At 71.7% G+C, this 26,901-nt stretch carries 21 protein-coding genes and 1 tRNA gene; 17 read left to right on the forward strand and 5 right to left on the reverse strand.

Going from position 1 to position 26,901, the window contains the following annotated elements:
- Window positions 1-14: 14 nt before the first annotated feature.
- Both crtI and FJ309_00440 read right to left on the reverse strand, forming a co-directional pair.
- Entirely contained in the window at window positions 15-1,565 is a 1,551-nt protein-coding gene (gene crtI / locus FJ309_00435; GenBank protein ID MBM3953083.1) for a phytoene desaturase, read from the reverse strand.
- A gap of 217 nt (window positions 1,566-1,782) precedes the next feature.
- A complete protein-coding gene (locus FJ309_00440; protein MBM3953084.1) occupies window positions 1,783-1,965 on the reverse strand; it encodes a hypothetical protein in 183 nt (60 codons plus the stop codon).
- A 21-nt stretch (window positions 1,966-1,986) separates the two neighbouring features.
- Here FJ309_00440 and FJ309_00445 point away from each other — a divergent pair, with 21 nt between their 5' ends.
- The 17 genes from FJ309_00445 to FJ309_00525 all read left to right on the forward strand — a co-directional run bounded on the left by FJ309_00445 (window position 1,987) and on the right by FJ309_00525 (window position 22,093).
- Window positions 1,987-5,316, forward strand: a complete 3,330-nt coding sequence (locus FJ309_00445) for an MFS transporter (GenBank protein ID MBM3953085.1) — start codon at window positions 1,987-1,989, stop codon at window positions 5,314-5,316.
- Between the two features lie 83 nt (window positions 5,317-5,399).
- Window positions 5,400-5,473: transfer RNA gene (locus FJ309_00450), tRNA-Arg, on the forward strand.
- Between the two features lie 221 nt (window positions 5,474-5,694).
- Entirely contained in the window at window positions 5,695-6,270 is a 576-nt protein-coding gene (ruvC, locus tag FJ309_00455) for a crossover junction endodeoxyribonuclease RuvC (protein ID MBM3953086.1), read from the forward strand.
- On the forward strand, window positions 6,267-6,896 hold the full coding sequence (locus tag FJ309_00460) for a Holliday junction DNA helicase RuvA (GenBank protein MBM3953087.1): 630 nt from the start codon (window positions 6,267-6,269) through the stop codon (window positions 6,894-6,896). The genes ruvC and FJ309_00460 overlap by 4 nt, the downstream gene beginning before the upstream one ends.
- Window positions 6,897-6,958: 62 nt before the next feature.
- Window positions 6,959-7,996 (forward strand): Holliday junction branch migration DNA helicase RuvB, encoded by a 1,038-nt coding sequence (ruvB, locus tag FJ309_00465; GenBank protein ID MBM3953088.1) that lies wholly within the window; start codon window positions 6,959-6,961, stop codon window positions 7,994-7,996.
- 155 nt (window positions 7,997-8,151) lie between these two features.
- Window positions 8,152-8,331: a 50S ribosomal protein L32 gene (locus tag FJ309_00470; GenBank protein ID MBM3953089.1), complete on the forward strand. Its 180-nt coding sequence runs from the start codon at window positions 8,152-8,154 to the stop codon at window positions 8,329-8,331.
- 97 nt (window positions 8,332-8,428) lie between these two features.
- Window positions 8,429-9,283 (forward strand): acyltransferase domain-containing protein, encoded by an 855-nt coding sequence (locus tag FJ309_00475; GenBank protein MBM3953090.1) that lies wholly within the window; start codon window positions 8,429-8,431, stop codon window positions 9,281-9,283.
- Window positions 9,284-9,329: 46 nt separating this feature from the next.
- Complete coding sequence (gene fabG, locus FJ309_00480; GenBank protein MBM3953091.1) at window positions 9,330-10,109, forward strand: 3-oxoacyl-[acyl-carrier-protein] reductase; 780 nt, start codon at window positions 9,330-9,332, stop codon at window positions 10,107-10,109.
- Between the two features lie 393 nt (window positions 10,110-10,502).
- The gene (locus FJ309_00485) at window positions 10,503-10,742 is read left to right on the forward strand and encodes an acyl carrier protein (protein MBM3953092.1); all 240 of its coding nucleotides are present in this window, start codon (window positions 10,503-10,505) and stop codon (window positions 10,740-10,742) included.
- A 109-nt stretch (window positions 10,743-10,851) separates the two neighbouring features.
- Window positions 10,852-12,090, forward strand: coding sequence for a beta-ketoacyl-ACP synthase II (fabF, locus tag FJ309_00490; protein ID MBM3953093.1), 1,239 nt, complete (start codon window positions 10,852-10,854; stop codon window positions 12,088-12,090).
- Between the two features lie 92 nt (window positions 12,091-12,182).
- A complete protein-coding gene (locus FJ309_00495) occupies window positions 12,183-13,178 on the forward strand; it encodes a hypothetical protein (protein MBM3953094.1) in 996 nt (331 codons plus the stop codon).
- A gap of 53 nt (window positions 13,179-13,231) precedes the next feature.
- Window positions 13,232-14,554 carry a beta-ketoacyl-[acyl-carrier-protein] synthase family protein gene (locus tag FJ309_00500; GenBank protein ID MBM3953095.1) on the forward strand — a complete coding sequence of 441 codons (1,323 nt, stop codon included), beginning with the start codon at window positions 13,232-13,234 and terminating at the stop codon, window positions 14,552-14,554.
- Window positions 14,555-15,128: 574 nt separating this feature from the next.
- On the forward strand, window positions 15,129-16,508 hold the full coding sequence (gene nusA, locus FJ309_00505; protein ID MBM3953096.1) for a transcription termination factor NusA: 1,380 nt from the start codon (window positions 15,129-15,131) through the stop codon (window positions 16,506-16,508).
- A gap of 74 nt (window positions 16,509-16,582) precedes the next feature.
- A complete protein-coding gene (gene infB / locus FJ309_00510) occupies window positions 16,583-19,555 on the forward strand; it encodes a translation initiation factor IF-2 (protein ID MBM3953097.1) in 2,973 nt (990 codons plus the stop codon).
- Window positions 19,552-20,001, forward strand: coding sequence for a 30S ribosome-binding factor RbfA (rbfA, locus tag FJ309_00515; protein MBM3953098.1), 450 nt, complete (start codon window positions 19,552-19,554; stop codon window positions 19,999-20,001). The genes infB and rbfA overlap by 4 nt, the downstream gene beginning before the upstream one ends.
- Window positions 19,998-21,329, forward strand: coding sequence for a hypothetical protein (locus FJ309_00520; protein MBM3953099.1), 1,332 nt, complete (start codon window positions 19,998-20,000; stop codon window positions 21,327-21,329). The genes rbfA and FJ309_00520 overlap by 4 nt, the downstream gene beginning before the upstream one ends.
- Window positions 21,330-21,343: 14 nt before the next feature.
- Entirely contained in the window at window positions 21,344-22,093 is a 750-nt protein-coding gene (locus tag FJ309_00525) for a YebC/PmpR family DNA-binding transcriptional regulator (protein ID MBM3953100.1), read from the forward strand.
- Between the two features lie 21 nt (window positions 22,094-22,114).
- On the opposite strand, the gene FJ309_00530 is transcribed toward FJ309_00525, so the two are convergent.
- The 3 genes from FJ309_00530 to FJ309_00540 all read right to left on the reverse strand — a co-directional run bounded on the left by FJ309_00530 (window position 22,115) and on the right by FJ309_00540 (window position 26,635).
- Window positions 22,115-23,680 carry a hypothetical protein gene (locus FJ309_00530; protein MBM3953101.1) on the reverse strand — a complete coding sequence of 522 codons (1,566 nt, stop codon included), beginning with the start codon at window positions 23,678-23,680 and terminating at the stop codon, window positions 22,115-22,117.
- 61 nt (window positions 23,681-23,741) lie between these two features.
- Window positions 23,742-24,977, reverse strand: coding sequence for a DUF1573 domain-containing protein (locus tag FJ309_00535; GenBank protein ID MBM3953102.1), 1,236 nt, complete (start codon window positions 24,975-24,977; stop codon window positions 23,742-23,744).
- A gap of 149 nt (window positions 24,978-25,126) precedes the next feature.
- Window positions 25,127-26,635, reverse strand: coding sequence for a proline--tRNA ligase (locus FJ309_00540; GenBank protein MBM3953103.1), 1,509 nt, complete (start codon window positions 26,633-26,635; stop codon window positions 25,127-25,129).
- Between the last annotated feature and the right edge of the window lie 266 nt (window positions 26,636-26,901).

The raw sequence follows: 26,901 nt of genomic DNA on the forward strand, positions 1-26,901 counted from the left end.
ATCGGGTGCACAGCCTACACCGCCGCGGGTTCCCCCGTGCGCCGTCCGGCATCCCGCGGCGGGCGGCCGGGCGCCGACGCCGCGAGCCCGAGGTCGTCGAGGAGGAGCTCGGCGGTGATCCGCGCCGAGGAGTAAATCACCGGCAGGCCGCTGCCGGGATGGGTGCCACCGCCGACGAGGTAGGTGCGTTCGAGATCCTCGAAGCGGTTGTGGGGCCGCCGATGGAGCATCTGGCCGAGATCGTGGGCGAGGTTGAACGTGGCGCCGCGGTGGATCTCGTAGGCCTGCTCCCAGTCGTCGGGCGTCACCATCTTCTCGTAGCGGATCCGGTCGCGGACCCGTTCGATGCCGATCCGCTCGATTTGATCGAGCGCCACCTCGCGGTACGCCGCGGCCTCGCGCGACCAGTCGACGTTGGGGTGGCGGTGGGTCACCGGGATGAGGATATAGAGCGTCGAGTGCCCCGCCGGCGCCAGGCTCGGGTCGGTGATGCAGGCGTTCTGCACGTACATCGACGGGTCGCGCGAGAGGCGGTGGCGCGTCTCGATGTCGGCGAGGTTGTCGCGGTAGTTTTCCGACAGGTAGATCGTGTGATGAGGCACGTCGGCGTCGAGCCCCTCGACGCCGAGATAGAGCATGAACGTCGAGCAGGAGAAACGCGACGTCGCCAGTTTGCGGTCGTTCCAGCGGCGCCGCAGCCTGTCGGGCACCAGCCGGGTCATCGTCCGGGCGAAGTCGGCGTTGACCACCGTGGCGTCGGCGGCGTAGCTGCGCTGCGCCGTCCGCACCGCGCTGATCGCCCGGCCGTCGAACTCGAGCGCCTCGACGGCCTCGCCGTAATGGAACTCGACCCCCATGTCGGCGGCGATCCGCGCCATCGCCTCCGACACCGCCCCGCAGCCGCCCACCGGGTGGTAGACGCCGTGCTCGTACTCGAGGAACGAGAGGATCGAGAACAGGCTCGGGCAGCGGAACGGCGACATCCCGAGGTATTTCGACTGGAACGTGAACGCCAGCCGGACGCGCTCGTCGGAGAAGAATGTCGCCAGTTCGGAGTCGAGGCTTTTCCAGGGCTTGAGGAGCGGGACGAGTTTGAGGAGGTCGGGATTCGCCAGATCGAGCCAGCTCTGGAACGGCTGCTCGAGAAACGGGGCGAACCGGGAGAACTTGGTCCGCGTCGCCTCCATGAACCGCGTGAACGAGCCGGAATCGGCCGGCGACAGCCGCGAGACCTCGGCCTCCATCCGGGCCACGTCCGGCGTGGCACGGAGCTCGCCGCCGCCACCGAACGCGATCCGGTACTGCGGGTCGAGGCGGATCATCTCCACCTCGCGGCGGAGGTCGTACCCGCAGGCGCCGAACACCTCTTCGAGGACGCGCGGGTAGAGGAAGAACGTCGGACCGAGATCGAACCGGTAACCGCCGGGGGCGGTGATCGTGCTCGTGCGACCTCCGGGAACGGGAAGCCGCTCGAGGACCCGGACGCGGAGCCCGGCATTCGCCAGGAGCATGGCGATCGCCAACCCGCCCGGCCCGGCACCGATGATGTTGACTGTGCGCGCCATCCGTCCGCCGCGGCCGAACCGATCCTGGCCGGCGGGATGGACCGGCGCGGAGCCGGCATTCCATCCCGGAGCCGTTGGCGGCCTGACGACAGGACACGCCCGAGCCCGACTGCCACCCGAACGGGGTGCCAGAAAGACCGAAACTATAGGTCGGCGCTGCGGACGGTCAAGAAATCGACAGCCGCAGCGGCTGCGTCGCCCCCGAGTGCCCCCATGCTCACCAGCCGGGATAGACGTATCCCGAGCGGACCGGCCGCAGACCGCCGAACAGCCCGCGCCGCAGCGGAACGACGACGGTCGCCGGGGCCATCGGCACCATCGGCATGGCGGAAACCGTCACGGCGGGCGCGTAGCCAGCGGTGACGACGGTCGCGGTGGCGGAGACCGGCGCGGGTGCCATGGCCGTCGCATAGCTCGGAGCATGATAGGTGGTCACCGGGCGGGCGCTGGTGACGAACGTCGGCGCGACGCCGCTGGGCAGCGCCGAGATCGCCAGCGGCGTGTAGCCGGTGTTGCCGAGCGAACTCGACGGCACCGTGTCGACGACCGGCACGGGCACCGACGCCAGCGGCACGGCCTGGACGACCGGGGGCGAGAAGGCCGTCACGGCGGCGTAGTTGCCCACCGGCGAGTAGTTGGCGACGTACGGGCCGGCGGCCGGCGCGAACATCGGCACCACCGGCCTGTAGACGATCGTCTGGGCGGGCAGCGGCGCCGCCACGGCGGCAACGGCGATCGCGAACATGAACGGAGAGACGGGGCGGAGCATCGCGGGGTTTCCGGGGGGAGCGCGGGGCGGAATCGGCCGGAGGCGGGCGTGGCGGGGTGCTGGAGAGTGGCCCGGACCGACTTGTGGAACCGGCGTGACAACCGGAAGAATACGCCCCCTCGGACGGTGTCTGCAAATTGCGGCCCCCCCGACCACGCCTCGGCGCGGCGGTCGGGACGGCACGATCGCCCCAGTCGCCCCAATCGTCGTTCCCCGACTTGTGAGGGCCCCGTGTCCGCCCCGGTTTCTCCCCCTGGTCTCCAACCGCCTGGGTCTGGCGCCGACGTCGTGTCGGTGCCCCGCGCGCTGCCGGCGCTGTTGGTGACGCGCTTCTTCACGCTCGCCAACGACCACGCGCTGAAGTGGCTGGCGATCGGCCTGGGCAAGCGGCTCGTCGACCAGGGGCAGGTGTCGCTCGTCCTCACCATCGGCCTGGTCGGTCTGTCGCTCCCCTACGTCCTCTTCTCGTGGCTCGCCGGGTCGCTCGCCGATCGGCGAGCGAAGACGTCGGTCATCCGCTGGGCCAAGGTCGCGGAGCTCGGGATCGCGCTGGCGGCGACCGCCGTGGTCGGCCTCGGCCTCGGAACGGGGGGCGAGTGGCGCGGCCTGCCGGTTGGGCTGTGGCTCCTCCTCGGCACCGTGATGGCGATCGGCATGCAGGCCGCGCTGATGACACCGGCGATCGTCGGCGTGCTGCCCGAGATCGTGCCGGCGGCACGGTTGACCGCGGCCAACGGCGTGTTCGCGCTGGTGTCGCTGATCGCCGTCCTCGCCGGCACCGCGGCCGGCAACTGGCTCGCCGATGCCACGCCGCTCGCGGCGACCGCCCCGGCCTGGGACCGGGCGCTGCCGACGGCGCTGGTCATCGGGGGGATCGCGCTGGCCGGTTGGGTGGCGTCGCTGTGCCTCCCGCGCCTGCCCGCCGCCGATCCCGACGCGCCGCCGGCGTGGAACGCGCTGTCGCGCACCCGGGCCGACCTCTCCCTCCTGGCCAGCCGTCCCGATCTCGCCGCGGCGGCCGCGGGCATCGTCTTCTTCTGGGCGATCGGCGCCGTGGCGCAGGCCAACGTCGATCAATTCGCCACCGAGGCCGGGGCGTCGTCGCAGGCCCAGGTGGTGCCGTTCCTGGTGGCGCTGGTCGCCGGCATCGGCGCCGGGAGCGTCGTCACCGGCAAGCTGGCGGCGCGGCCGGCGGGAGCCGATCCGCGCGTCGATCTCGGCTTCGTGCCGGTCGGGGCACTGATCATGGCGGTGTCGTTCGTCGCCCTTGCCCTGAGCGGAGGGCGGTTCCTCGAAGGGGGCGGCCACGCCTGGGGAGTGCTCGCCTGGTTGGCGATCCTCGGCTTCGGTGCGGGCATGTTCGACGTGCCGCTCGAGACGTTCCAGCAGGCGCGGAGCCCGGGCGACCGGCTCGGCAGCGTCCTGGCAGCCACCAACCTCCTGCTCTTCAGCGGCATGTTCCTCGCCTCCCTGGGCTACGGGGCGCTGCGCGCTCCGCTCGGTCCCGGCGGTGGCCCCTGGCTGTCGGCGCGGGCGATCTTCGGGTTGTTCGCGGTCGCCTCGGTCGGCGCCGCCGCCGTCGCGGTGTGGTGCGCGCCGCGGGCGACGCTGCGGCGCGCGGTCGCGGCCGTGGTCCACGCCGCGTACCGCTTCCGGGTCGTCGACGCCGCGAAGATGCCGGTGACCGGGCCGCTGGTCGTGGTCGCCAACCACGTCTCGTGGCTCGACGGTTTCCTCGTCGCGCTGGCATCGCCGCGTTCGACCCGGATGGTCGTCTACGGCCCCAACATCCAGGGGCGGTTCCTCCGCATGCTCGCCGACCAGTGGCGGTTCATCCTCTTCGACCCGCGGCCGAAGTCGATCGGCGGCGCCTTGAAGACGATCCAGTCGGGGCTCGAGGCCGGTGACCTGGTCGGGATTTTCTCCGAGGGGGGCATCTCCCGGACCGGCCAGGTCATCGGCTTCAAGCGCGGCCTGGGGTGGTTGCTCGAACGGGTCAACGCCCCGATCCAGCCGCTGGTGATCGACGGCCTGTGGGGGAGCCGGTTCTCGTTCGCGGAAGCGAGGTTTTTCGGTACCAAACGGACGAGCCGGTGGCGCCGCGGGGTGACGCTCACGTTCGGCCCCCCGCTTCCCGTGGGCACCCCTCCCGAGATCGCGCGGCTGGCGCTCCAGGACGTCGCCGCCACCGCCGCGCGGCAGCGCCATGCCGGCTCCGCGCGGAGCGCCGCGACGGCCGCGGTGGAGCTTCCCGCGGGGACCCTCGACGGGGCGGCGCTCGTGGCGCTGGCCGAGGCGTTCGACGGGGCCTGCCTCGTGAAGCGCGGCGACGTCCTCGCCAGCTCGCTGGCCGCCGACGACCCGCTGGGCCGCACGCTCGGGCCCCTCGGCGCGAAACTGCTCGGCATCGACGGGGCGGTGATCGACGGTGCAGCCCCGGCCGGCGAGATTGCCAGCCGTCTCACCGCCGCCCGGGCGACGATCTGGCTGGCCACGGTCGACCAGGTCGAGCGGCTGGCCTCCTCGCCGGGCAGTGTCGCGCTCCCCGCGACGCTCGACGCCGTCGTCGTGCCGGTGGCGGATCTCGCCTCCCACGCCCGGGCGGCTGCGGCACGGGCCCCGTTCCAGCGGCGTTTCGGCGTCGAGCCGGTGACCGCGTTGGCCGTCGCCGACGCGCAGGTGCTGCTGGCCATGAACACGCCGCCGGCGCGGGTGCCGGCGGGGCACGAGGTCGTGCTCGCACCGGACTCGCTGGGGCGCGTCGTGGCGGGGGCGGTGGTCTGGCCCGACGCGGGGCGCCGCGACGAGCTCGGTCTGGCGCGGCTCGCGGGAAGCGCCGCGGCCGCCGGCGGGGCCGTCGCCGTCGGGGCGATGCTGCCCCGCCCGGGTGGACTGGCGCCCGGAGAGCCGGGGGCGCTGCCGCTCGCCGAACGCCTCGCGATCGACGGCGACGGATTCCTCCGCCCGGCCGCAGCGGAGTGACCGCGGACCCTTGTCGGCTTTGAGGGATGGAGGCCGCGCTGTATTCTTGAGCGACGGTCTGCGGACTCGCGCCGCGGCCCGACGCACCCCTAGCTCAATTGGATAGAGCATCGGTCTACGGAACCGAAGGTTGCAGGTTCGAGCCCTGCGGGGTGTAGTTCACGGCACCGCTCGAGGCGGTGAGATGACGTCCGCGATCCGAAGCCATGCGGATGCTCGATCGATCCGGTCTGAGTCGGCCCTCGGCTCTGCCTCGGGGCGACTGTGGGCAGGTCCAGCTTTGGACTTGGGCCTTTGGACTTGGGCCTTTGGACTTGGGCCTTTGGACTTGGGCCTTTGGACTTGGGCCAGCGCGGCGGCAACCGCTAGTCTGCCCCCATGCGGGCAGCCGGCGGGCAGACACCACGAGCGGTTCGGTCGGCGCCGCCTGCGGCGGCCTGGCGGGTCGTCGGTTTCGACCCCGGCCTCGACGTCACCGGCTACGGCGTCGTCGAATGTGCCCCGGGCCTGGTCCGGCTGATCGAGGCCGGCACGGTGCGGTCGCGCGGGACGGCGATCGAGGACCGGCTCGCCAGCCTCCACGCCGGTGTCGCCGAGGTGCTTGCCGACCTCCGCCCCGCGGCCCTGGCGATCGAACAGATCTTCGTCCACTCGCGGTTTCCCCGCACGGCCGTGCTCATGGGCCACGCCCGTGGGGTGATCTGCCTGGCCGCCGCCCAGGCCGCCTTGGCAGTCCACCACTATCCGCCGGCCCGTGTGAAGCGGCTGCTCACCGGCAGCGGTCGCGCCGACAAGTCGCAGATGCAGCGCGCGGTGCAGCGCGAGCTCGGCCTCGCCGGCCCGCCGCAGCCGGCGGATGCCGCCGACGCCCTCGCGGTGGCGCTGGCCGACTGGCACCTGCGGCTGCGGCTGGACCTGCTCGGCTGCCCCCGCGCGGAGACGACACGGGAATGATCAAGCGCCTCACCGGAGTGCTCGAGCGCGTCGAACCGGCGACCATCGATCTGGCCGTCGGGGCGGTCGTCCACGAGCTGCTCGTCCCCGACCTGGTGCGCCGCGAACTGCAGGGGCGTACCGGCACGACCGTGACGCTCCACTGCCTGGAGTTCCTCGAGGGCACGCCGGGGCGCGGAAATCTCGTGCCGCGGCTGGTCGGTTTCCTCTCCGAAGTCGAGCGCGAGTTCTTCGATCTCGTCTGCGAGGTCGACGGCGTCGGGGTCCGCAAGGCGCTGCGGGCGATGGTCAAGCCGGTCGGCGAGATCGCCACGGCGATCGAGGAGCAGGATGCCGCGACCCTGGCGACGCTCCCCGGGATCGGCGCCGCGACCGCCGAACGGATGATCGCCAAGCTCCGCCGGCGGATGCCGAAGTTCGCCCTCGCCGTGCAGCGGGCGCTGCCGGCCGGCGGCCCCGTGGGGGGCGACGTGCTCGCCGAGACCCTCGCCGTGCTCCGCTCGATCGGCCACTCCGAGAGCGACGCGCGGCGCCTCGTCGACGGGCTGCGCGACGCCAAGAAACCGTGGCGCGATCCCCAGGAGGCACTCGAGGCGATCTACCGCCAGGGGCAGCGCCGGCCATGACCGCCGGACGCTGGAACGGGTAAGCTCGGGCCGGTGGCACGACCCCGACACGGAGGCGAGCGATGAGCGGCGGACGGGAGGTCACGGTGCGGCCTGAAGCGGTGGAGACGAGCGGCTCCACCGACCCGGCCGACCGCGATCTCCGCCCGCAGCGGATGGCCGAGATGATCGGCCAGCGCGAGGTCCACGAGCGGCTGGGGATCGCCGTCGACGCCGCGCGGAAGCGCGGCGAGGTCCTCGGCCACATCCTCCTCGACGGCCCTCCCGGCCTCGGCAAGACCACGTTCGCGACCTGCATCCCGCGCGAACTGGGCACGACGCTGCAGATCGCCAGCGGAGCGGCGCTGTCGGCCCCCAAGGACCTGATGCCCTACCTCACCAACTGCACCGAGGGGTCGGTGCTGTTCATCGACGAGATCCATCGCCTGCCGATCGCGGTCGAGGAATTCCTCTATCCGGCGATGGAGGATTTCCGCGTCGACTTCACCTGGGGTGAGGGAGTGGCGGCGCGGACGATCAACATGCCGCTGCGGCCGTTCACGCTCGTCGGGGCGACGACCCGGTCAGGCCTGATCTCGGCGCCGCTCCGCGACCGGTTCCAGATGCGCGAGCACCTCGACTTCTATTCCGTCGACGAACTGGCCGAGATCGTCCGACGGTCGGCCGCCCGGCTGCAGATGCCGATGGACGACGCCAGCGCCGTCGAGATCGCCCGCCGCAGCCGGGGCACGCCGCGGCTGGCCAACAACCGGCTGCGCTGGATCCGCGACTACTCCACCAGCCGCGCGGGCGACCGTCTCGACCTCGGCATCACGCGCCAGGCCCTCGACATGCAGGGGATCGACACGATCGGGCTCGACTCGTTCGACCGCCGCTACCTGGAGACGATCCAGCGGGTGTTCGGCGGCGGTCCGGTGGGGATCGAGGCGATCGCCCACACGATGAGCAGCGCCGCCGACACGCTCGAATCGGACGTCGAGCCGTTCCTGCTCCGCTGCGAACTGGTGATCCGCACCCCCCGCGGCCGCCAGCTCACCTCCCGCGGCGAGGAGCATCTCGGGGGCAAACCGGTCTCCGGCGGCCAGACGCGGCTGTTTTGAGGGTGCCAGGGGGCACGCTGCAGCGGCGGCAAAGCCCCGCTCGCGGCGAAACGAGCGCCGTCGGGCCATCGCGGGGCTGCGTTTGACCCTGCGGAGCGGTCACGACTACACTCCGCGGTTCCCCCGATCGACGGTTTTTTCGTGTCAGGTGCGCCATGGCCGTTCCCAAGCGACGTCAGTCGAACCAGAAAACCCGCTCCCGGCGTGCGCACGATTTCCTCGTGCCGCGGCAGTTGACGTTCTGTTCCAACTGCGGGAAGGCCGTGCCGACGCACCGGATCTGCGGGACGTGCGGCTACTACATGGGCCGCGCGGTCGTGAAGACCGAGGAATGACCAGGTGGGACAGGCAGCGCACGCCGCGCCGGCGCTGAACGACCCTCCCGCGGCGACGGCGCTGCTGTTTCCCGGTCAGGGCGCGCAGTCGGTCGGGATGCTCGGCGCGTGGTGCGACGTTCCCGAGGCACTCGATCTGTTCGATCGCGCCAGTGCGCTCCTCGGCTACGACCTCGCCGAAGTCTGCCGCAACGGCCCGGCCGCACGGCTCGATTCGACGGCCGTGAGCCAGCCGGCGATCCTCGTCACCAGCCTCGCGGCGCTCGAGGTCCTGCGGCGCCGCCCCGGGGGGCTGCCCCCGGCCCTGGTCGCCGTCGCCGGCCTGTCACTCGGCGAATACACCGCGCTGTCGTTCGCGGGTGCCCTGCAGTTCGAGGACGCCGTCCGCCTCGTCGACGCGCGGGGCCGGGCGATGCAGGACTGCGCCGACGCCACTCCCGGCGGGATGGTGGCCGTGCTCGGGCTGGAGCGCGAGCAGGTCGCCGGGCTGTGCGCGGCCCACCGCGACGGCGACGTGCTCGCCGTGGCCAACGTCCTCTGCCCCGGCAACGTCGTCGTCAGCGGCGGGCTGGCGGCCTGCGACCGTCTCGCCGCGGCCGCCACCGCCGCCGGGGCGATGAAGTGCGTGCGGCTCGACGTCGCGGGTGCCTTCCACACGCCGCTCATGGGGCCGGCGCGCGAACGCTTCACCGCGGCCCTGGCGGCGACACCCATCGAGCCCCCGCGGATCGCGGTGATCAGCAACGTCGATGCCCGCCCGCACCACGACCCGAACGAGATCCGCGGCCTCCTGGCACGGCAGCTGGTCGGGGTGGTCGAGTGGCAGGCGTCGATGGAGCATCTGCTCGGTGCCGGAATCCGCACGATGGTCGAGGTCGGACCGGGCCGCGTGCTCCGCGGATTGATGAAGCGGATCGACCGCCGCGTGGCGGTCGCCGGCGTCTGTGATTGACGGTGCGCTGCCGCGGAGCCGCGGCGGGGCCGAGGGGAGGGACCAGATGGCCACCGAAACCGGACAGCCCCCCGCCCGCCTGCGCGTCGACCTCACGGGGCAGGTGGCGATGGTCACCGGGGCCTCGCAGGGGATCGGCCGCGCGATCGCCGAGACGCTCGCCGCCAACGGCGCGACGGTCGCCCTCGTGGCCCGCTCGGCGGCCAAGCTCGACGAGGTCGCGGCCGCGATCCGTGCCGCCGGCGGTCGTGCCGAAAGCTTCCCCTGCGACGTGTCGAAGGCGGCCGACGTCGCCGCCGTCGTCGAGGCGGTCCATGCCGCGCTCGGTCGGATCGACATCCTCGTCAACAACGCCGGCGTGACGCGCGACACGCTCCTCCCGCGGATGAGCGACGAGGAGTGGGACGAGGTGATCGCCACCAATCTCCGCGGGCCGTTCCTGTTCACCCGGGCGGTGAGCCGGCCGATGATGCAGCAGCGCTACGGCCGGATCGTCAACGTGGCGAGCGTCTCCGGTCTGATCGGGAATCCCGGCCAGGCCAACTATTCGGCATCGAAGGCCGGCCTCGTCGGCCTGACGCGGACGGTCGCCAAAGAGCTGGCAGGGCGCAAGATCACCGTCAATGCCGTTGCCCCCGGCTTCATCGCCAGCGACATGACCGCCGCCCTCGGTCCGGCGCTGCTCGACGAGGTGAAGAAGCGCGTGCCGGCGAAGCGACTCGGCGAGGCGTGGGAGGTTGCCGAGGCGGTGCTGTTCCTCGCGTCGCCGGCAGCGGCTTACGTGACGGCGCAGGTGCTGACCGTCGACGGCGGGTTGATCGGCTGACCGCAGAGTCGCCTGCCGCCGAGCATCCGCCGCAGGTTCCGGGGCGCGGCCGGGGAATCTGGTCGTCGGGCGCCGCGAACGGCGGGGGCCGGGAACGGAAACGGCACCGCGGGGTTGGCTCGCCGACGGGTGTTTCCACGGGCGCGGCGAGTCCAGCCGCCGCCCTGGGGGCCCGGCGACCCGGGAAACCCCCGGCGTTTCCCGCGGTCGCCTGAGTGGACAAAGGCCATGGAGGGCTTTGTCCACGGACAGTCAGGACCGCGCCGCGGTCTGGACACTGTCCCTGGGCAACGGGTATATCACTTGCGGTCCATGGCCCGGTTCCAGCCGCCCCCAGACGGATTGGGGAGTCCGGCCGAGTGTCAGTCGACCGGATCGCGAGGAGAATACACGGTGGCTTCCGTCCAAGAACGGGTGATCGACATCGTCGCGTCGCAACTCGGCGTGAGCAAGGATCAAATCACCCCCCAGACCTCCTTCATCAACGATCTCGGTGCCGACTCGCTCGACACCGTCGAGTTGGTGATGGAGCTCGAAGAAGAGTTCGAGATCAACATCCCCGACGACGCTGCCGAGAAGATCCAGACGGTCGGGCAGGCGGTCGAGTTCATCGAGAAGCACCAGGCGGCCTGATCGTTCCGGGCGGTCGTCCGCCCCGTGCCGTCGGTCGCTCCGGTGGATGACCCGGCGGCGTTTTCCGCCGTTGTGAGGGAGCGGTTTCGGGGATCTCCCGGGAGACGCGATGAAGCGGCGCGTGGTGGTGACGGGGCTGGGCGTGGTGACGTCGCTCGGCAGGGCCATCGACACCTTCTGGGACCGGCTCGTGAGCGGCGCCAGCGGGGTTGGCCCGATCACGCTGTTCGACGTGACGGGGTTCCGCGTCCAGTTCGGCGGCGAGGTGCCCTGGCAGGGGGAGTCGGAGGGCATCGCCAACCCCAAGGAGCTGCGCCGGCTCGACAGGTTCACCCAGTTCGCGATGGCCTCGGCGATCGACGCGGTGCGTGATTCGGGGATCGACTTCGCCACCGAGGAGCCGTACCGGTGCGGCGTCGCGATCGGCTCGGGGATCGGTGGGCTGTCGGAGTTCGAGGCCCAGCACGAGCGCCTGCTCACCAAGGGGATCGACAAGGTCTCGCCATTCACGATCCCGAAGCTGATGGTCAATTCGGCGAGCGGGCATGTCTCGTCGATGTACGGCATCAAGGGGCCGAACTTCGCCGTCGCCACCGCCTGCGCCAGCGCCGGCAACGCGATCGGCGAAGCGCTGCGGGTGATCCGCTCGGGGGACGCCGACGTGATGATCACCGGGGGGAGCGAGGCCGCCCTGACGCCGATGGGGCTGGCCGGTTTCCAGAACATGCGGGCGCTGTCGTTCCGTACCGAGGCCCCCCAGGCCGCCAGCCGCCCCTTCGATCGGGACCGCGACGGCTTCGTGCTCGCCGAGGGGGCGGGCGTCGTGGTCCTCGAGGAGTACGAGCACGCCCGGCGCCGTGGCGCCCGGATCCACGGCGAGCTGCGCGGGTACGGCGCCAGCGGTGACGCCGGCCACATCACCCAGCCCGACGAAGAGGGGCGGGGAGCCGCCCGGGCGATGCGGATGGCGCTCGAGGACGCCGAGCTCGCGCCAGATGCCGTCGACTACATCAACGCCCACGGCACGAGCACGCCGCTGGGCGACAAAGCCGAGACGGTCGCCATGAAGCACGTCTTCGCCGCCCACGCGGCGCGGCTGGTGATCTCGAGCACCAAGAGCCAGCTCGGCCACACGCTCGGCGCCAGCGGGGGCATCGAACTGGTGGCCTGCGCGCTGTCGCTGGGGCGCGGCGTGATCGCCCCGACGATCAACCTCGACAACCCCGACCCGGACTGCGACCTCGACTACACGCCCAACGTCGCCCGCGAGGCCCGTGTGAGGGTGGCGATGAGCAACAGTTTCGGGTTCGGCGGCCACAACGCGTCGTTGGTGCTCGCGCGCGTGTGACGGTCCGGCAAACCGGCCTGGAGGGTGTGCGCGGGGGGCTGTATCGTCCCCCGCGGCCGGACCCGGATACCGGCCGGGCGCGAGGCACCGCGATGGCGGTATGGCGGATCACCCCCGGAGCGTGCCTCGGCACCGTCGCGCTGGCCGCGGCGGCCCTGCTCGCGGCGCCCCCTGGCCGGTGCGATGGCCCGTTGCCCGCGGCGGCGGGGCAGGTGTGGCAGGAGCACGACATCCGGCCGTTCACCGCCGCCGCCGGTCCCGGCAGCGAGCGCCACGTCGTCGATTGGATCCTCCAGGACACCGGCTATTCGACCTGGCACGGGAGCGTCGTCGCCGCGCTGTCCGCCGACGCCACGGCCGTGCGCTGCTTCCACCAGCCTCCCGTCCAGGAGCGAGTCGGCGAGACCGTGGCCCGATTCGTCGCGGGCTCGGCAGCACCGCACCGGTTCGCGATCCGGGTCGTCGGCGTCAAGGACCCCGGGTGGCGCGTCTCGCTCCGCGGGCTGTTGCAGCCGATCCCGGCGGCGACCCCGGGGGTGCAGGCCTGGATCGCCTCGCGCGAGGAGGCGGCCGTCGTCCTGGGAACCCTCCGCAAACGCCCCGACTTCGCCGAGTTGCCCACCGGGCCGGTGCTCGCCGCCAACGGCGTGCCGGCGGTCGTCAGCGGGGGGCGGTCGCGACCGTACCTGCGCGACCTCACGCCGCGCCCCGAGGTCTGGCCGGGCTGGCAGCCGTTGTCGGCCAGTTGCGACGAGGGATTTTCGATCGACGTGCAACCGCTGCTGTCGACCGACATGGCCGGCGTCGAGGCGGTGATCCGCTGCCGGATCGACCAGGTGGAGCGAATGGCTCCGCTCCCGGTCGCCGTCGGCGGCACCGGACAGCGGGTGGAGCTCGAGGTCCCGCAGCTGGCGGCGGTGCGCGTCGGAGAGCGGATGCGCTGGCCGGCCGGCCGGGTGCTCGTCGTCGGCCTGGGGTTGGTCCCGTGGCCGGTTCCAGGGCAGAATGACGCCCCCGTGGTGTCGGCGGTCGCGCCGCGCACCGACGTGGTGGTGTTCATCGAGCCACGGCTCCGCGATCCGGGGTGACACCGTCCCCCGCGGCCGCCCTCCCGTGGTCGCCCTCCCGGGGATCGTGCCCGATGCCGGAGACCGCAGCCCGCCGAGTCGTCGTCACCGGGATGGGGGTCGTCTGTCCGTTCGGGCTCGCCCCCGCCGACCTCCATGCCGGGCTCCGCGGGGGGCACAGCGCCGTCGTCCCGATCGAGTCGTTCGACACCGGCGGCCTGCCCCTCCACCATGGCGCCGAGGCCCGCCAGTTCACCGGGGAGATCGACAACTTCGGCCCCCTCGAAGTGGAGACCAAGAAGGCGATCCGCAAGGGCCTCAAGGTGATGTGCCGGGAGAGCCAGATGGCGGTCGCGGCGGCCCAGCGGGCGCTGTACGCCTCCGGCCTCGCCGCCGGCGGGGCCGAGCCGGACCGGTTCGGCTGCGTGTTCGGCTCCGACTACATGCTCACGCTCCCCGGGGACTTCACCTCCGGGATCGCGCGCTGCCGTGGGGCCGACGGCCGGTTCTCCTTCGGGCGCTGGGCCGATGACGGCATGCCGCTGCTCAATCCGCTGTGGCTGCTCAAGTACCTCCCCAACATGCCGGCCAGCCACATCGCGATCTACAACGACCTCCGCGGGCCGAGCAACTCGATCACGATCCGCGAGGCCAGTGGCCATCTCGCGGTCGGTGAGGCGACGATGACGATCCAGCGCGGTGCCGCCGACGTGATGCTCGCCGGTGCCACCGGCACGCGCATCCACCCGATGAAGACCGTCCACGCCCTGCAGTCGGAGCAGGTCGCGACGGGGACCGACGATCCCACCGGGTGGAGCCGGCCGTTCGACCGGCTGCGGCGGGGGATGGTGCTCGGCGAGGGGGCGGCGGTGCTGGTCCTCGAGGAGCTCGGCCACGCCCGGGCGCGGGGTGCGACGATCCACGGCGAGGTGCTTGGCCACGCGGCGCGGCAAGCGAGCGATCGCCTCGCCCTCGGCCTGCGGCGGCCGGCGCTGGCGATGGCGATGCGCCGGGCCCTCGAGGCTGCCGGTCTCGAGCCCGGTGGGCTCGGGCATGTCCACGCGCACGGCTTGAGTACGGTGGGGTCGGATCGCGATGAAGCCGAAGCGCTGGCCGAGGTCTGCGGCCCCCGCCTAAGCGATATACCGGTCGTCGCGGCGAAAGCCAACTTCGGCAATCTCGGCGCCGCCAGCGGATTGGTGGAGACGATCGCCAGCCTCGAGGCGCTCCGCGAGGGAACGCTCTTTCCGCTTCGCAACTCCACCGCGCCGGATCCGGCCTGCCCGATTCGTCCGGCGGTGGCCGGCGATCGTGCGGGGCGCACGTTCATGTCCTCGTCGGTCACGCCCCAGGGGCAGGCGGCGGCGGTGGTGATCGGGTTGCTCGAGCGCGCCTGACGCATCTCACCCGCATGCCGGGCGTGTCGACGAGGCCGATGGTCCCCTCGGTGGCGGCAGGCGGATCCTTGACAGTCGAGTGCCGTGCCCGTACCCTTTGCAGCTTGCGTCAGCGGGCGGCCGCTGGCCAGGGAGTCGCTCCCAGACGGCCCCGGACCCGCACCTGATCGCTTTCAGGCAGGTGCTGAGACGGGGCTCCGGTCGCGTTGTGCACAGGTGAGAATGTCGTCCGGACGGACGGCGATTCGCCGAGGTGCGTGGCGTCGAAACGGTAGTTACGCGCGTCGCGGCGCGAACGTGGAGCACGTCGGCCCCCTGGCCGGGCCGATCGGTGTCGCAGCAGTGGTCGTCCTGCCGGGGCGCTTCCGTCGGATCGGAAGATTGTCGCGATGGGGCGGCCCGGACCCTGCCGGTGGTCGGTTGCGGAACGCTCACCGTCTGGGTCACGCCAGTGTTGACGCCAGTGATGGCTGTTGGATCGGTGGTCCGGTGTGGGCCGTACGGGAGCGTGCGGTGGCCCCGGCTGCCGGTCGAGCGTCGTTGGCGGTGCCACGGAAGCGACTCCGAGCGATCCATGAAGCCTGAAGAAATCCTCCGCATCGTCGACGCGATCCATCGCGACAAGAACATCGACAAAGAGATCGTCTTCCTGGCGATCGAGCAGGCCCTCGTCACGGCGCTGCAGCGTCAGTACGGCGAGGAGTCGCAGATCGTCATCGCCATCGACCGCGACGACGGCCGGCTGACCGGAACCCGCGACGGCGCCGACATCGACACCCAGGAATTGTCGGGTCGGATCGGTGCCCAGACGGCGAAGCAGGTGATCATCCAGAAGATCCGCGAGGCCGAGCGCGACGCCCTGCACGACGAGTTCGAGGAGCAGGTCGGGCAGATGGTGTCGGGCGTCGTCACCCGGTTCGAGGGGGCGACGGCGACCGTCCAGCTCGGCAACACCGAGGCGATCCTCCCGCGCAGCGAGCAGATCCCCGGGGAGTCGTTCCATCCCAACGAGCGGATCCGGGGGACGATCTTCGAGGTTCGGAAGGTCGGCAGTCGGGTGAAGATCATCCTCTCGCGGATCCGTCCCCAACTCGTTCTCCGGCTGTTCGAACAGGAAATCCCCGAGATCGCCGACGGCGTCATCGAGATCCGGGCGATCGCACGCGAGCCCGGCTACCGCAGCAAGGTAGCCGTGATCAGCTCCGACAACCGCGTCGACTGCGTCGGTGCCTGCGTCGGGGTTCGCGGCAACCGGATCAAGAACATCGTCGAGGAGCTCGGCGGCGAACGGATCGACATCGTCCGCTGGAGCGACGACCTCCAGGTCCTCGTGCCCAACGCGCTGCAGCCGGCCGAGGTCGACGAGGTGATCCTCTGCCAGATGCTCGGCCGGGGGATCGTCCTGGTCCAGGAAGACCAACTGTCCCTGGCGATCGGCCGCCGCGGGCAGAACGTCCGCCTCGCGAGCAAACTGTGCGGCTGGGACATCGAAATCATGACCCGCGAGGAGCTCGACCAGCAGATCGAGCGGGCCGTGAGCGGCTTCTCGTCGATCGAGGGGATGGAGGAGTCGGTGGCCGAGAAGCTCGTCGGCGAGGGCTTCCTGTCGTACGACGACCTGTCGGTGATCGAGCCGGCTGACCTGATGGAGATGGGTGGCCTGGCGGAGGAGTCGGTGGACGCGATCGTCGCCGAGGCCGAACGCCGTGCCGCCGTCGCCGAGATGGCCGCCGCCGACGAACGCCGGAAGCAGCGGGAGCAGGAGCGGGTCGACCGGGCCGCCACGGAGAGCCAGGGTGCCGATGCCGCGGCGACGGTCGACGCCGACTCGGCGGCGGCCGACGGGGGCGGCGGCGATGCCGAGCCTGCGGCGGCGTCTGGCGACGGAGGGGGTGGCCTCGCTGACGGCGTGGCCGATTCGCCGGTCGTGCCCGGTGCGGATCGCGGCCAGTGATACACGAGTGGATCGGTGAGACGATGGTGTCGTTCCGGTGCGGATCGTTTCGATCGTTGCCATGAGGGGTGCGCGTGGCGGTTCGGATTTACACGCTGGCCAACCAGTTGAAGCTCGACAGCAAAGAGCTGGTCGAGATGTGCACGCGCGCCGGGATCCATGACAAAGGATCCGCGCTCGCGAGTCTGACCGACGAGGAAGTCGTCAAGCTCAAGGAATTCATGGCCGCCCGTTCGCGGCCTCCCGAGCGGCCCGCCGCGGGATCCGCGCGGCCGTCGATCGGGGCTCCTGTCCGGCCGTCGATTGCGGCGCCGGTGCGGCCGGCTCCGCCGCTGCGCCCCGCGGCAGCGAAGCCCCCGGCCCCGAGCCGAGCCGACGCCGAAGCACCGGACGGTGCCGAGGGGGGTGCAGGCACCGCGGCAGCGCCCGTCGAGCCGGCGGGAGGCGCGGCGGTGCCGCGGCCGGCGCCAGTGCCCACGCGCCCCGGCGTCGTCGCGGAGCGCGCCCCGCTCGGTGGCGCGGTGCGACCGTCCACGGGGGGCGCCGGTCAGTCAGGGACGGCACGTCCAGCCGGCCCGGGAGATGCTCCGCCCGAGGCTCCCCAACCCCCGACGGCCGCTCCTCCGGAACCCGCTCCTGCCCCGCGGACGAGCGGGCCGTTGCGGAAAGAAGACTACATCGCCCCTGGTGGTGTCGCGGCCCGTGGGCGGCCCGGTGAGCCGCCGCCGCGTCCCGAACCGCGCCCGCGCACGATCGGCAGCCGCACCGGTGAAGCCAAGCCGGTGCCGCGGCCCGCGTTCAAGCTGGCGCCGGTGCCGGCGGCCGGCAAGACCACGATCGTGCCGCGCGCTCCCCAGGAGCCGGCCGCACAGAAGCCGGATGTGAAGCTACCCCTCGACGCGATCCGCAGTGCGAAGGCCGGCGGTGCGAAGCCGCTCGCCGATCACATGCGCAAGCATGAGCAGCGGCAGGCCGAGATCGCGCGGCAGCGGACCACCGGCGGCGTCGCGCCGCGTGGCGGAGCCCGTGGGGGAGCCGGGCCGATGCCCGTGCCCCCGCCGCTGGAGTCGGGTGTCCGCCCCCGGCGGACGCCTTCCAAGGCCGGCGGTGTCGGCGGCAAGTCGGACGACCTGCTCGGCGGGCGCGAAGCACGGCAACTCAACCGCAAGCGGGTCACCGATTCGCGCGACGACGACGACGGCGGAGGCCGGCGGCGCCGTTCCTCGCGAGCGCGGCGCGGGGCAGCCGTGTCGACCGCCGCCCCACGGAAGACCAACGCCTCGATCCAGGTGCCGTGCACGGTGCGTGGCCTCTCCGAGGCGATCGGCCTGCCGGCCAGCGAAGTCCTCAAGAAGCTCCTCTCCCTCGCACCGACGGCGATCCCGAGCATGAGCACGATGCTCGACAGGGATACCGTCGAATTGCTGGCGGTCGAACTCGGGGTCTCCCTCGACCTCAAGACCGCGGAGGATCTCGAGCAGGAGTTGCTCGCCGGTTTCGATGCCGTCGACGAAGACCCGGTGCTGCGGATGCCGCGGGCCCCGATCGTGACCTTCCTCGGCCACGTCGACCACGGCAAGACGTCGCTCCTCGATCGGATCCTCGGCATCGACGTCGCCAAGCGCGAGAGCGGGGGGATCACCCAGCACATCCGTGCCTACGGGGTCAAGCATTCCGGGCGGGCGATCACGTTCGTCGACACCCCCGGTCACGAGGCCTTCACGCAGATGCGGGCCCGCGGGGCCAACGTCACCGACTGCGCGGTCCTCGTCGTCGCCGCCGACGACGGCGTCATGCCGCAGACCGAGGAGGCGATCAGCCACGCCAAGGCGGCCAACGTCCCGATCGTCGTGTGCATCAACAAGATCGATCTTCCCGGGACCGACGTGCAGCGGATCTACCAGCAGCTCGCGACGGCCGACCTCCTGCCGACGGAGTGGGGGGGCGAGACGGAAGTGGTCAAGACCAGCGCCCTCAACGGCGAGGGGGTGGACGACCTCCTCGACACGCTGCTGACGATCGCCGAACTTCACGACCTGCGTGCCAACCCCGATCGCCTCGCGGCGGGCGTCTGCCTCGACGCCTCGATCCACGAGGGCAAGGGAGTGATGGCCTGCCTGCTCGTCCAGAAGGGGACGTTGCGGGTCGGCGACGCCGTCGTCTGCGGCGAGGCCAGCGGCACCGTCAAGGCCCTGCAACCGACGCTCGGCAAGCGCCGCCAGCAGACGGTCGGCCCCGCCGAGCCGATCCTGATGAGCGGTTTCGACGTCGCCCCGGGGGCCGGTGAGCGGTTTCAGGTCGTGGAGTCGATCGCCCGGGCCCGCGAGGTCGCGCTCAAGCGGGCCGCGATCCGCCGGCAGTCGACGCTCGTCAGTGCGCCGGTGCACGTGACCCTGGAAAACCTCCTCGAAAAGCTCGGTTCCCAGAAGACGCCGACGCTCAACCTGATCCTCCGCGCCGACGTCCGCGGCTCGATCGAGGCGATCCTCAAGGAGCTGCAGAAGCTCGACCACCCGGAGGTCAAGATCCGCATCCTCCAAGCCACCGTCGGTGGTGTCAGCGAGGCGGACGTGCAGCTGGCCGATGCCTCCGACGCGGTGATCATCGCGTTCAACGTCGTCCCCGACGAGCGCGCCCGGTCGTTGGCCGAGGAGCGTGGCGTGCAGATTCGCCGCTACGAGATCATCTACCAGATGACCGACGATCTGAAGAGCGCGCTGGAGGGGATGCTCGCCCCCGAGAAGCGCGAGACGGAGCTCGGCCGCGCGGTCGTGCAGCGCACCTTCTCGATCAGTCGGATCGGGGTGATCGCGGGCTGCCGGGTGATCGGCGGCGTGATCTCACGCAATGGCCGGCTGCGGATCATCCGCGACGGTCGCGTGATCGGCGACTATGGCATCGAGTCGCTGAAGCGGGAGAAGGACGACGCCCGCGAGGTCCGGGACGGCCTCGAGTGCGGCATCAAGCTGCAGGGCTTCAATGACGTCAAGGAGGGTGATTTCCTCGAGTGCTACCGGATCGAGGAAGTCGCGCGGACGTTGTCGTGAGCACGCGGCGGCTTCTCAAGGCGGCAGAGGCGGTCCGGGAGGTGGTCAGCATTGCCATCCTCACGCAGGTCCGTGATCCACGCGTTCGCGACGTCACCGTGACCGGCGTCGAGATGGCGCCCGACATGCGCTCGGCGACCGTCCGCGTGTCGGTGATGGGGAGCCCGGCGCAGGAGGCGCTGGCGCTGCGCGGGCTGGCGAGCTCGGCCGGTTTCCTCCAGTCGTTGATCGCCAGCCGGATCGAGACGCGGTACACCCCCCGGCTGCGGTTCGAAATCGACGGCGGGGTGAAGAAGTCGATCGAGATGGCGCGGATTCTCGCCGAGGTCCTTCCTCCCGCCGGCCGCGACGCCGACGCGGAGCCCGGCAACGACGCGTCAGATCCGGAGGACCACGGCGGCGGATCGACACCGCTTCCGCCGGCCATGCAGCAGGAGCAGCCATGAGCGCATCCAGTCGCCAGCAGGCGGTCGCCCGACTCCACAAGGCACTGCGGACGCAATACCGGCTCGTCCCGACCGACACGGCGCGGCCACTTCTCGAACAGGTGCTGTTCGCCTGCTGTCTCGAGAACGCCCCGTACGAACTGGCCCAGAAGGCGTTTGCCCGTCTCGGGGAGGCGTTTTTCGACCTCAACGAGGTTCGCGTCACGACCGTGGCGGAACTGGCGGAGGTGCTCCACGGCCTTCCTGACCCGCCCCGCGCCGCCCTCGCCCTCCGCCGTGTGCTGCAGAGCGTGTTCGAGTCGAGCTACAGTTTCTCGCTCGAGTCGGCACGGAAGCACTCGCTCGCCCACGGCGTGAAGACCCTCGAGAGCCTCCAGGGGATTCCGCCGTTCGTCGTCGCCCATGTGGCCTCGACGGCGCTCGGCGGCCACTTCGTGCCGGTCGATCTCGGTGGGTTGCAGGCCCTGTACCTCGCCGGGATCGTCACGCGCGACGAGTACGTCGCCGGCCGGGCAGCTGGTCTCGAGAGGCTCGTCGCCAAGAAGAACGGCCCCGAGTTCTCCTCGTTGCTCCACCAATTCGGCGTCGAAGTCCTCGGCAATCTCCACGGTGCGACGGTGCGACGGATCCTGCAGTCGGTCGCGCCCGACCTCAAGGAACGGTTTCCGAAGCGCGGCGAGCCGATGCCCCTCCCGGCCGTCCCGGCTGCAGCCGACGCGGATGGCGCGAAGGGGGATGGCACACGCGGCATGGCCGATGAGCACCGGCCCGCCGGTCCGCAGGCCGCCGCACGCCCGGCTGGCAAGACACCGCTGCCGCCCCCCGGATCGGGACCGAAGCGCACCGCCGATGGCAAGCCGGTGGCAGGCAGCAAACCGGGGCCGAAGCCGTTCGTCGTCAAACCCAACGTCGGCCGTCCGCCGCCGGCCGACCTGCCCCCTGCCCCGCCCGCAGCCGCCGAGCCGGAGGTCGTCGAGCCGGCCAAGCCGGTGGCCACGGCAAAGGCCGCCTCCACCAAGCCGCCAGCTACCGGCAAGGGAGGCGCGCGCGCCGCCAAGGGGGCCGCGGAGCCGGCCGCAGGCGTCGTCCGGCCGGCGCGGCCGGCGGCCGACCGCGGCGCGAAGAAGCCCGCCGCGGAATCCCCCGCCGGCACCGCGAAGGAGCGTGGCGGTGCCGCCCCCAAACCGCCGGCGAAGCCGCCGCGCCCTGCCGGGCGAACCGACAAGGGGGGCACGCGGGCCGGCAGCGCGAAAGGGACACCGCGCAAGGCCGACGGCAAGGGAGCCGGCACGGCCGCGGCGCAGCTGACGAGGCGGAAACCGCGTTGATCGCGAGGTGATGCATGGCCGGTCATTCTCATTGGGCGAACATCGCCCGCAAGAAGTCGCTGATCGACGCGAAGCGCGGCAAGCTGTGGAGCAAGCTCGCCAAGGCGATCATCGTCGCCGCCAAGCACGGCGGTGCCGATCCCGATGCCAATCTCCGGTTGCGGTATGCGATCGACGCCGCCAAGGCGGTCAGCATGCCCAAGGACAACATCCAGCGGGCGATCCGCACCGGCACCGGTGAGCTCAAGGGAGGCAACCTTGAGGAGTCGATCTACGAGGGGTATGCCGCCGGCGGCGTGGCGGTGCTGTGCGAGATCCTCACCGACAACAAGAACCGGACCGCCCCCGAGATCCGCAAGATCTTCGAGATGTGCGACGGCAAGCTCGGAGCCACCGGCTGCGTGGCCTACCTGTTTCAGCGGAAGGGGGTCGTCCGCGTGGCGCAGGGGGCAGTGACCGAGGAGCGGCTCGTCGAGTTGACCCTCGACGCCGGCGCCGACGACGTCAAGCTCGCCGGCGATCGGTGGGAGATCACCTGCGAACCGGCGGCGATCACCGGCGTGCTCGACGCCCTCCGCGCCGCCGGCCTCGAACCCGAGCCGGGGGGCATCGTCCGGCTGCCGACGACGACCGTCTCGGTCGACGACGTCGACGTCGCCCGCAAGGTGCTCGCCCTGCTCGAGCGGCTCGACGACCACGACGACGTGCAGAGCGTCGCCGCCAATTTCAGCATCCCCGACGAAGCCCTCGCCCAGTTGGGCTGAGCCGTCGAAGCCGCCGGCCGGTCAGTGTTCGACCTGTGGCCAGTAGGTGTCGAAGTCGAACTTCGGGCTGTTGTCGATGTCGTGGCACTCGAGGCAATTGTTGACCGCACGTTCCTTGCCTTCGGGGGTCGCCAACGACAGGGCGAGTGACGCCCGGAGCCGGGTTCGTTCCTCGTCGGCGACCTCGAGGTCGCCCCGCTCCACGGCGGCGTGATCGGCGGCCGGGCCGTGGCAGTTCTCGCAGCCCTGGTGGGCGAGTTGCGGGGTGACGGCCATGCCCGCGAAGCCCCCTTCGTAGGGTTCGAACTTCTGCGGCACCCAGCCGACGACATGGCACGACAGGCATTCGGGGTCGCCGTCGCGCCGCGGCGACTGGATCTCCAGGGTCGTCAGCCCCTTGGCGTGGCCCGACTCCTTCCAGACGTCGAAGGCCTCCTGGTGGCAGTCGGCGCAAGCGGCGCTGCCGGCGAACCGTCGGCCGCTGGGATGGCGGACCGGTGCCATCCCGAGGCCATCGAGGCCGAGCCGCTCGAGCTGCGCCTGGTAGTCGCCGAGGAGCCGGATCATCTCCTCCGACTCGCCCCAGCGGGCGTCGAGCGGGACACGCTGCGTGCGCAGCGCCACCGGCGCGCCGGGAAACAAGCCGACGGCGACGGCGTACATCCCCTTGTGACCGAGTTCCACCATCCGCGCCGGTGCCCGTCCGGCCGCGGCCGGCAGAGCCGGGGCCTCGAGCGGCGGCTCGTCGGCACCGCCGGCGGCCACGACGAGGTCGAACTGCGGAAACAGCGCCGCGTATTTCGCCGCTTCCTCGGCGACCGTCCACGCCAGGAGCACCTGGTGGTCGCAGCCGGCAGCGGCGAGTTCCGCCGCGGCGGCCTTCAGGCCCTCCGTCGCCGTGGCGATCTCGATCGTCTCGTTGCGGACGGCGGTGGCCTGGCGGTCGCCGAGCACCGCGGTGATCCCGATCCGCAGGCCGCCGACCTCGACGACCGTGGTCCGCGGTGTGATCTTGGCGTCGAGGCCGTAGAGGCCGACGTTGGCGGAGACGAACGGCGTCGGTGCGGTGCCGACGGCGGCGACGGCCGCGACGAGTCCCTCCGTCGGCAAGCGCAGGTCGGCGGGCCCGAGTCCGACGCCGCGGTAGTCCATCGCCTTGAGTCCCTCGGCGATCGACTGGAACTTGATCACGGTCTGTCGCCCGAACCGCTTCACCTGCCCCCCCAGATCGATCGCCACCGCGGGCCAGCCGGCCGCGGCCAGGGCGCGGAGGAAGTTGTGGCGACGGCTCAGACCCCCCTTCTGGTTCTCCTTGCCGGTGCAGCCGCAGGGTTCGATGTAGCCGTCGAGTTCACCGGTGAGGACGAGCACCGCACCGGGCTTCGACCAGCCGTCGAACACCCGCCCGTTCCGCCGGGCGAAGTCGACGGCGACTTCGGCGGCCACCCCGGGACCGCGATCGGGGATCCCGCCGGCTCCGTCGGGGGTGGCCGGCACCTGCGCGGCCGCCGGCCGCCGGCCAGGTCCGCTCGCCACGACGAGCGCCAGGGCCGTCAGCACCAGCAGCAGGGCGATCGAGCGCTTCATGCCACGAAACCTCCGTGAACGACCTGCCGGGCCGGGATCCTCCCCGGCCACCGTGCGGCGGTCAGGGGGTGATCGCCACACACACCTTGATCGACATCGTCGGGGACTCCGGATGCCCCGTTTCGAGGACGATTCTTCCCCCGGGGGCCTGCTTGGTGCAGTTGTTGACCGCCGGTGCGCTGCCGGCGGGCAGTTCGATGGTGATCGGGATCCGCATCACGTTGCCGTTGCCGATCGGCACCGCTTCCCCGATCGTCACCGCCAACGAGGCCGGCACGACCTCGCGGACGACGGGGCGGACGGCCTGACGGTGCGGCCCCTTCGCGGCCATGAACAGGGCCCAGCGTCCACCCGTCTTGCCGGAGACCGTTCCCAGGGCGAGCGCCTGGCGATCCGGGTCCCACCCCGCCCCGGCGAGGCTCAGCGCCCCCGATACGGAGACCTCGATCGGAACCTCGACGGCCAGTTCCTCCGCTGTGCGGAGCACGACGCGCGCGGTCTGTTTGACCAAGCCGATCTCGGTCTCGGGAAGGACGTCGACCACCAGCCGCACCCCGCCGGTGGCACCCTTCTCGGCGGCGATCGTCTCGGCAGGCAGCGGCTCGACGCCGACCTTGAAGAACCGCTCGGTCGCCGAATTGAGGAGCGCCGTGGAGACGACCTCGGGCGCCGTGTCGCCGAACGTGAACAGATCGGCGGTCGCCCGCTCGCCGCTCCCCGACGTCGCCCGCGAGATCACGAGCGTCGAGGGCACGGCCCGCCACGACGGGACCACCGCCCCTTCGACCACGAACACCACCTCGGGGCGGCCGGGGTCGTTGGTCAGCACGGTCGCCTGCTGACGGAACGGACCGTCGGCCTTGCCGCGCCACTTCAGACGGACCTTCTCCGATCCCCCCGGTGCAATCGACTTCTCGGCCTCGTCGTTGCCCCCCTGACGGGAGTCGAAATCCATCACCGTGCAGGAGCAGGACGAGGCCCCTTTGCTGAGGACGAGCGGGGCCTGGCCGACGTTGCGGATGACGAACGCGTGCTCCCCTTCGTTGCCCAGGGCGATCGTACCGAAGGCGTGCGTCGTCACGTCGACGGAAACGCGCGCGCTGGTCTCCGCGACGCGGACACCTTCGCCGAGCGGGTCGAACTCTCCGACGCGCCAGGGCTGGAGCCGGGAGACGAGCGCGGCGGTACCGGTGCCGAAGCCGATGCCGCAGACTACGGCCGCCAGGGCGACGGCCAACGAGGACGGTTTCCGCAGTGCCATTGCAGCTACCCGTGTGGGCCGGGGTCGCTCCCTCATCGGCGGTCCGACGGAGCGGCGTCGTGCCCGGCCCGGAAGGCACGACCGGCGCGGTCTCGAGCCCTCGATCTGGCCGAAACCCGCACGCTTTTAGTGTAGCAACCAGTTGCGGTCCGCCCGCCAACCGGTCCCTCCGGTCGCGCCCCCGGTCAGTAGGCGCGGGCGAGGACGCTCGGCCGCTGCACCGGCTGGCCGGTGATGATGCAGCGCCCCGGATCGTCGGGGCCGTCCATCGGGATGCAGCGGACGGTGACCTTGAGGGGATCGCACACCGCCGCGACCTCCGGGGTGTCGGCGACATGGGTGATCACGAACCCCCCCTGCCCCTCTCCCGTCGCCCCTTCGTCGGCAAACCGCGCGACGAGCTCGGCCCGGTCGGCGACGCGCACCGTCCGCGCCTCGCGAAACGCCAGCGCCCGGTCGTACAGGCCGCGCTGGATCTCCTCGAGCAGCGCCGGGGCCGCCGCCGGGAACGATTCCAACGGCAGCGCCACCCGCTCACGCGGCCCCCGGTCGCGGCGCGACACACTCACGGCGCCGGCGGCGAGGTCGCGCGGGCCGATCTCGACGCGCACCGGCACCCCCTGCTTGATGTGCTGCCACACCTTGTCGCCGCCGCGCATGTCGCGGGCGTCGGTGCGGACGCGGATCGGCTCGTCGCCGTAGCGGACGGCGCCGAGCGTCGCCTCGAGGCCCCGGCATGCCTCGAGGACCCGGGCCCGCTCCTCGTCGGTGCGGTGGATCGGCAGGAGGACGATCTGCGTCGGTGCGATCCGCGGCGGCAACACGAGCCCGTCGTCGTCGGAGTGGGTCATCACCAGGGCGCCGATGAGCCGCGTCGACACGCCCCACGACGTCGTCCAGCAGTAGGCCTCGGCGCCGGTCGTGTCGGCGAACTTGATCTCCTGGGCGCGGGCGAAGTTCTGCCCGAGGAAGTGCGATGTCCCCGCCTGCAGCGCGCGGCCGTCCTGCATCATCGCCTCGATCGAATAGGTCTCGACCGCCCCGGGAAAGCGCTCGGCGGCCGGCTTCGGTCCCTCGAGGACCGGCATCGCGAGGTGCTCACGGGCGAACGCGGCGTAGATGCCGAGGATCCGCAACGTCTCCTCGACCGCCTCGGCGGCGGTGGCGTGGGCCGTGTGCCCCTCCTGCCAGAGGAACTCGGCGGTGCGGAGGAAGACGCGCGGGCGCATCTCCCACCGGACGACGTTGGCCCATTGATTGATGAGCACGGGAAGGTCGCGCCACGACTGGATCCACTTGGCGTACATCGCCCCGATGATCGTCTCGCTGGTCGGGCGGACGACGAGCGGCTCTTCGAGCTTGCCGGCCGGTACGAGCCGGCCGTCGGCAGACAACTCGAGGCGGTGGTGGGTGACGACGGCGCATTCCTTGGCGAATCCGGCGACGTGCTTCGCCTCCTGCTCGAGGTAGCTGACCGGGATGAACAGCGGGAAATAGGCGTTTTGGTGGCCGGTGGCCTTGAACGCCCGGTCGAGCACGCCCTGCATCCGCTCCCAGATCGCGTAGCCGTGCGGCTTGATCACCATGCAGCCGCGCACCGGCGACTGTTCGGCGAGGTCGGCGGCGCGGACGACCTGCTGGTACCACTCGGGATAGTCGTCGCGCCGGGTCGGGCTGATCGCATGGTCGGGCATCGGTGCGCTCCTGCAGCGGTCGCCGCGCGGGGCGGTTGGGGGAGCGGGATTGTAGCGGCGCGGCGTTCCCGCGCCGGCCGGGGCGGTTGGGCGCGGTGCGTCGAGCGGCGTAGAATCACCGAGATCGCGGCCGCACCCGACACGGCCGCGCCAGCGGTGGCCGTTCCCGGCCCACCGCCGGCTGCGGGTGTGGAGGCAGGATGGCGACCGGCCAGGGGGATTCGACGGCAGCGCGTTCTGGACGGCCGTCGGCCGCCGACGCCGAG

The sequence above is a fragment of the Planctomycetota bacterium genome (genome assembly GCA_016872555.1).
In the GTDB taxonomy this organism is placed as follows: Bacteria; Planctomycetota; Planctomycetia; order Pirellulales; family UBA1268; genus F1-20-MAGs016.

Coding starts and splice junctions, on each gene's coding strand:
- FJ309_00500 (MBM3953095.1), top strand. CDS start 13,232: ATGCCGGAGACCGCAGCCCGCCGAGTCGTCGTCACCGGGATGGGGGTC.
- FJ309_00460 (MBM3953087.1), top strand. CDS start 6,267: ATGATCAAGCGCCTCACCGGAGTGCTCGAGCGCGTCGAACCGGCGACC.
- FJ309_00520 (MBM3953099.1), top strand. CDS start 19,998: ATGAGCGCATCCAGTCGCCAGCAGGCGGTCGCCCGACTCCACAAGGCA.
- FJ309_00535 (MBM3953102.1), bottom strand. CDS start 24,977: ATGAGGGAGCGACCCCGGCCCACACGGGTAGCTGCAATGGCACTGCGG.
- ruvB (MBM3953088.1), top strand. CDS start 6,959: ATGAGCGGCGGACGGGAGGTCACGGTGCGGCCTGAAGCGGTGGAGACG.
- FJ309_00440 (MBM3953084.1), bottom strand. CDS start 1,965: ATGGCACCCGCGCCGGTCTCCGCCACCGCGACCGTCGTCACCGCTGGC.
- FJ309_00475 (MBM3953090.1), top strand. CDS start 8,429: ATGCTCGGCGCGTGGTGCGACGTTCCCGAGGCACTCGATCTGTTCGAT.
- FJ309_00525 (MBM3953100.1), top strand. CDS start 21,344: ATGGCCGGTCATTCTCATTGGGCGAACATCGCCCGCAAGAAGTCGCTG.
- fabG (MBM3953091.1), top strand. CDS start 9,330: ATGGCCACCGAAACCGGACAGCCCCCCGCCCGCCTGCGCGTCGACCTC.
- fabF (MBM3953093.1), top strand. CDS start 10,852: ATGAAGCGGCGCGTGGTGGTGACGGGGCTGGGCGTGGTGACGTCGCTC.
- FJ309_00445 (MBM3953085.1), top strand. CDS start 1,987: ATGATAGGTGGTCACCGGGCGGGCGCTGGTGACGAACGTCGGCGCGAC.
- FJ309_00495 (MBM3953094.1), top strand. CDS start 12,183: ATGGCGGTATGGCGGATCACCCCCGGAGCGTGCCTCGGCACCGTCGCG.
- FJ309_00470 (MBM3953089.1), top strand. CDS start 8,152: ATGGCCGTTCCCAAGCGACGTCAGTCGAACCAGAAAACCCGCTCCCGG.
- ruvC (MBM3953086.1), top strand. CDS start 5,695: ATGCGGGCAGCCGGCGGGCAGACACCACGAGCGGTTCGGTCGGCGCCG.
- nusA (MBM3953096.1), top strand. CDS start 15,129: ATGAAGCCTGAAGAAATCCTCCGCATCGTCGACGCGATCCATCGCGAC.
- FJ309_00530 (MBM3953101.1), bottom strand. CDS start 23,680: ATGAAGCGCTCGATCGCCCTGCTGCTGGTGCTGACGGCCCTGGCGCTC.
- crtI (MBM3953083.1), bottom strand. CDS start 1,565: ATGGCGCGCACAGTCAACATCATCGGTGCCGGGCCGGGCGGGTTGGCG.
- FJ309_00540 (MBM3953103.1), bottom strand. CDS start 26,635: ATGCCCGACCATGCGATCAGCCCGACCCGGCGCGACGACTATCCCGAG.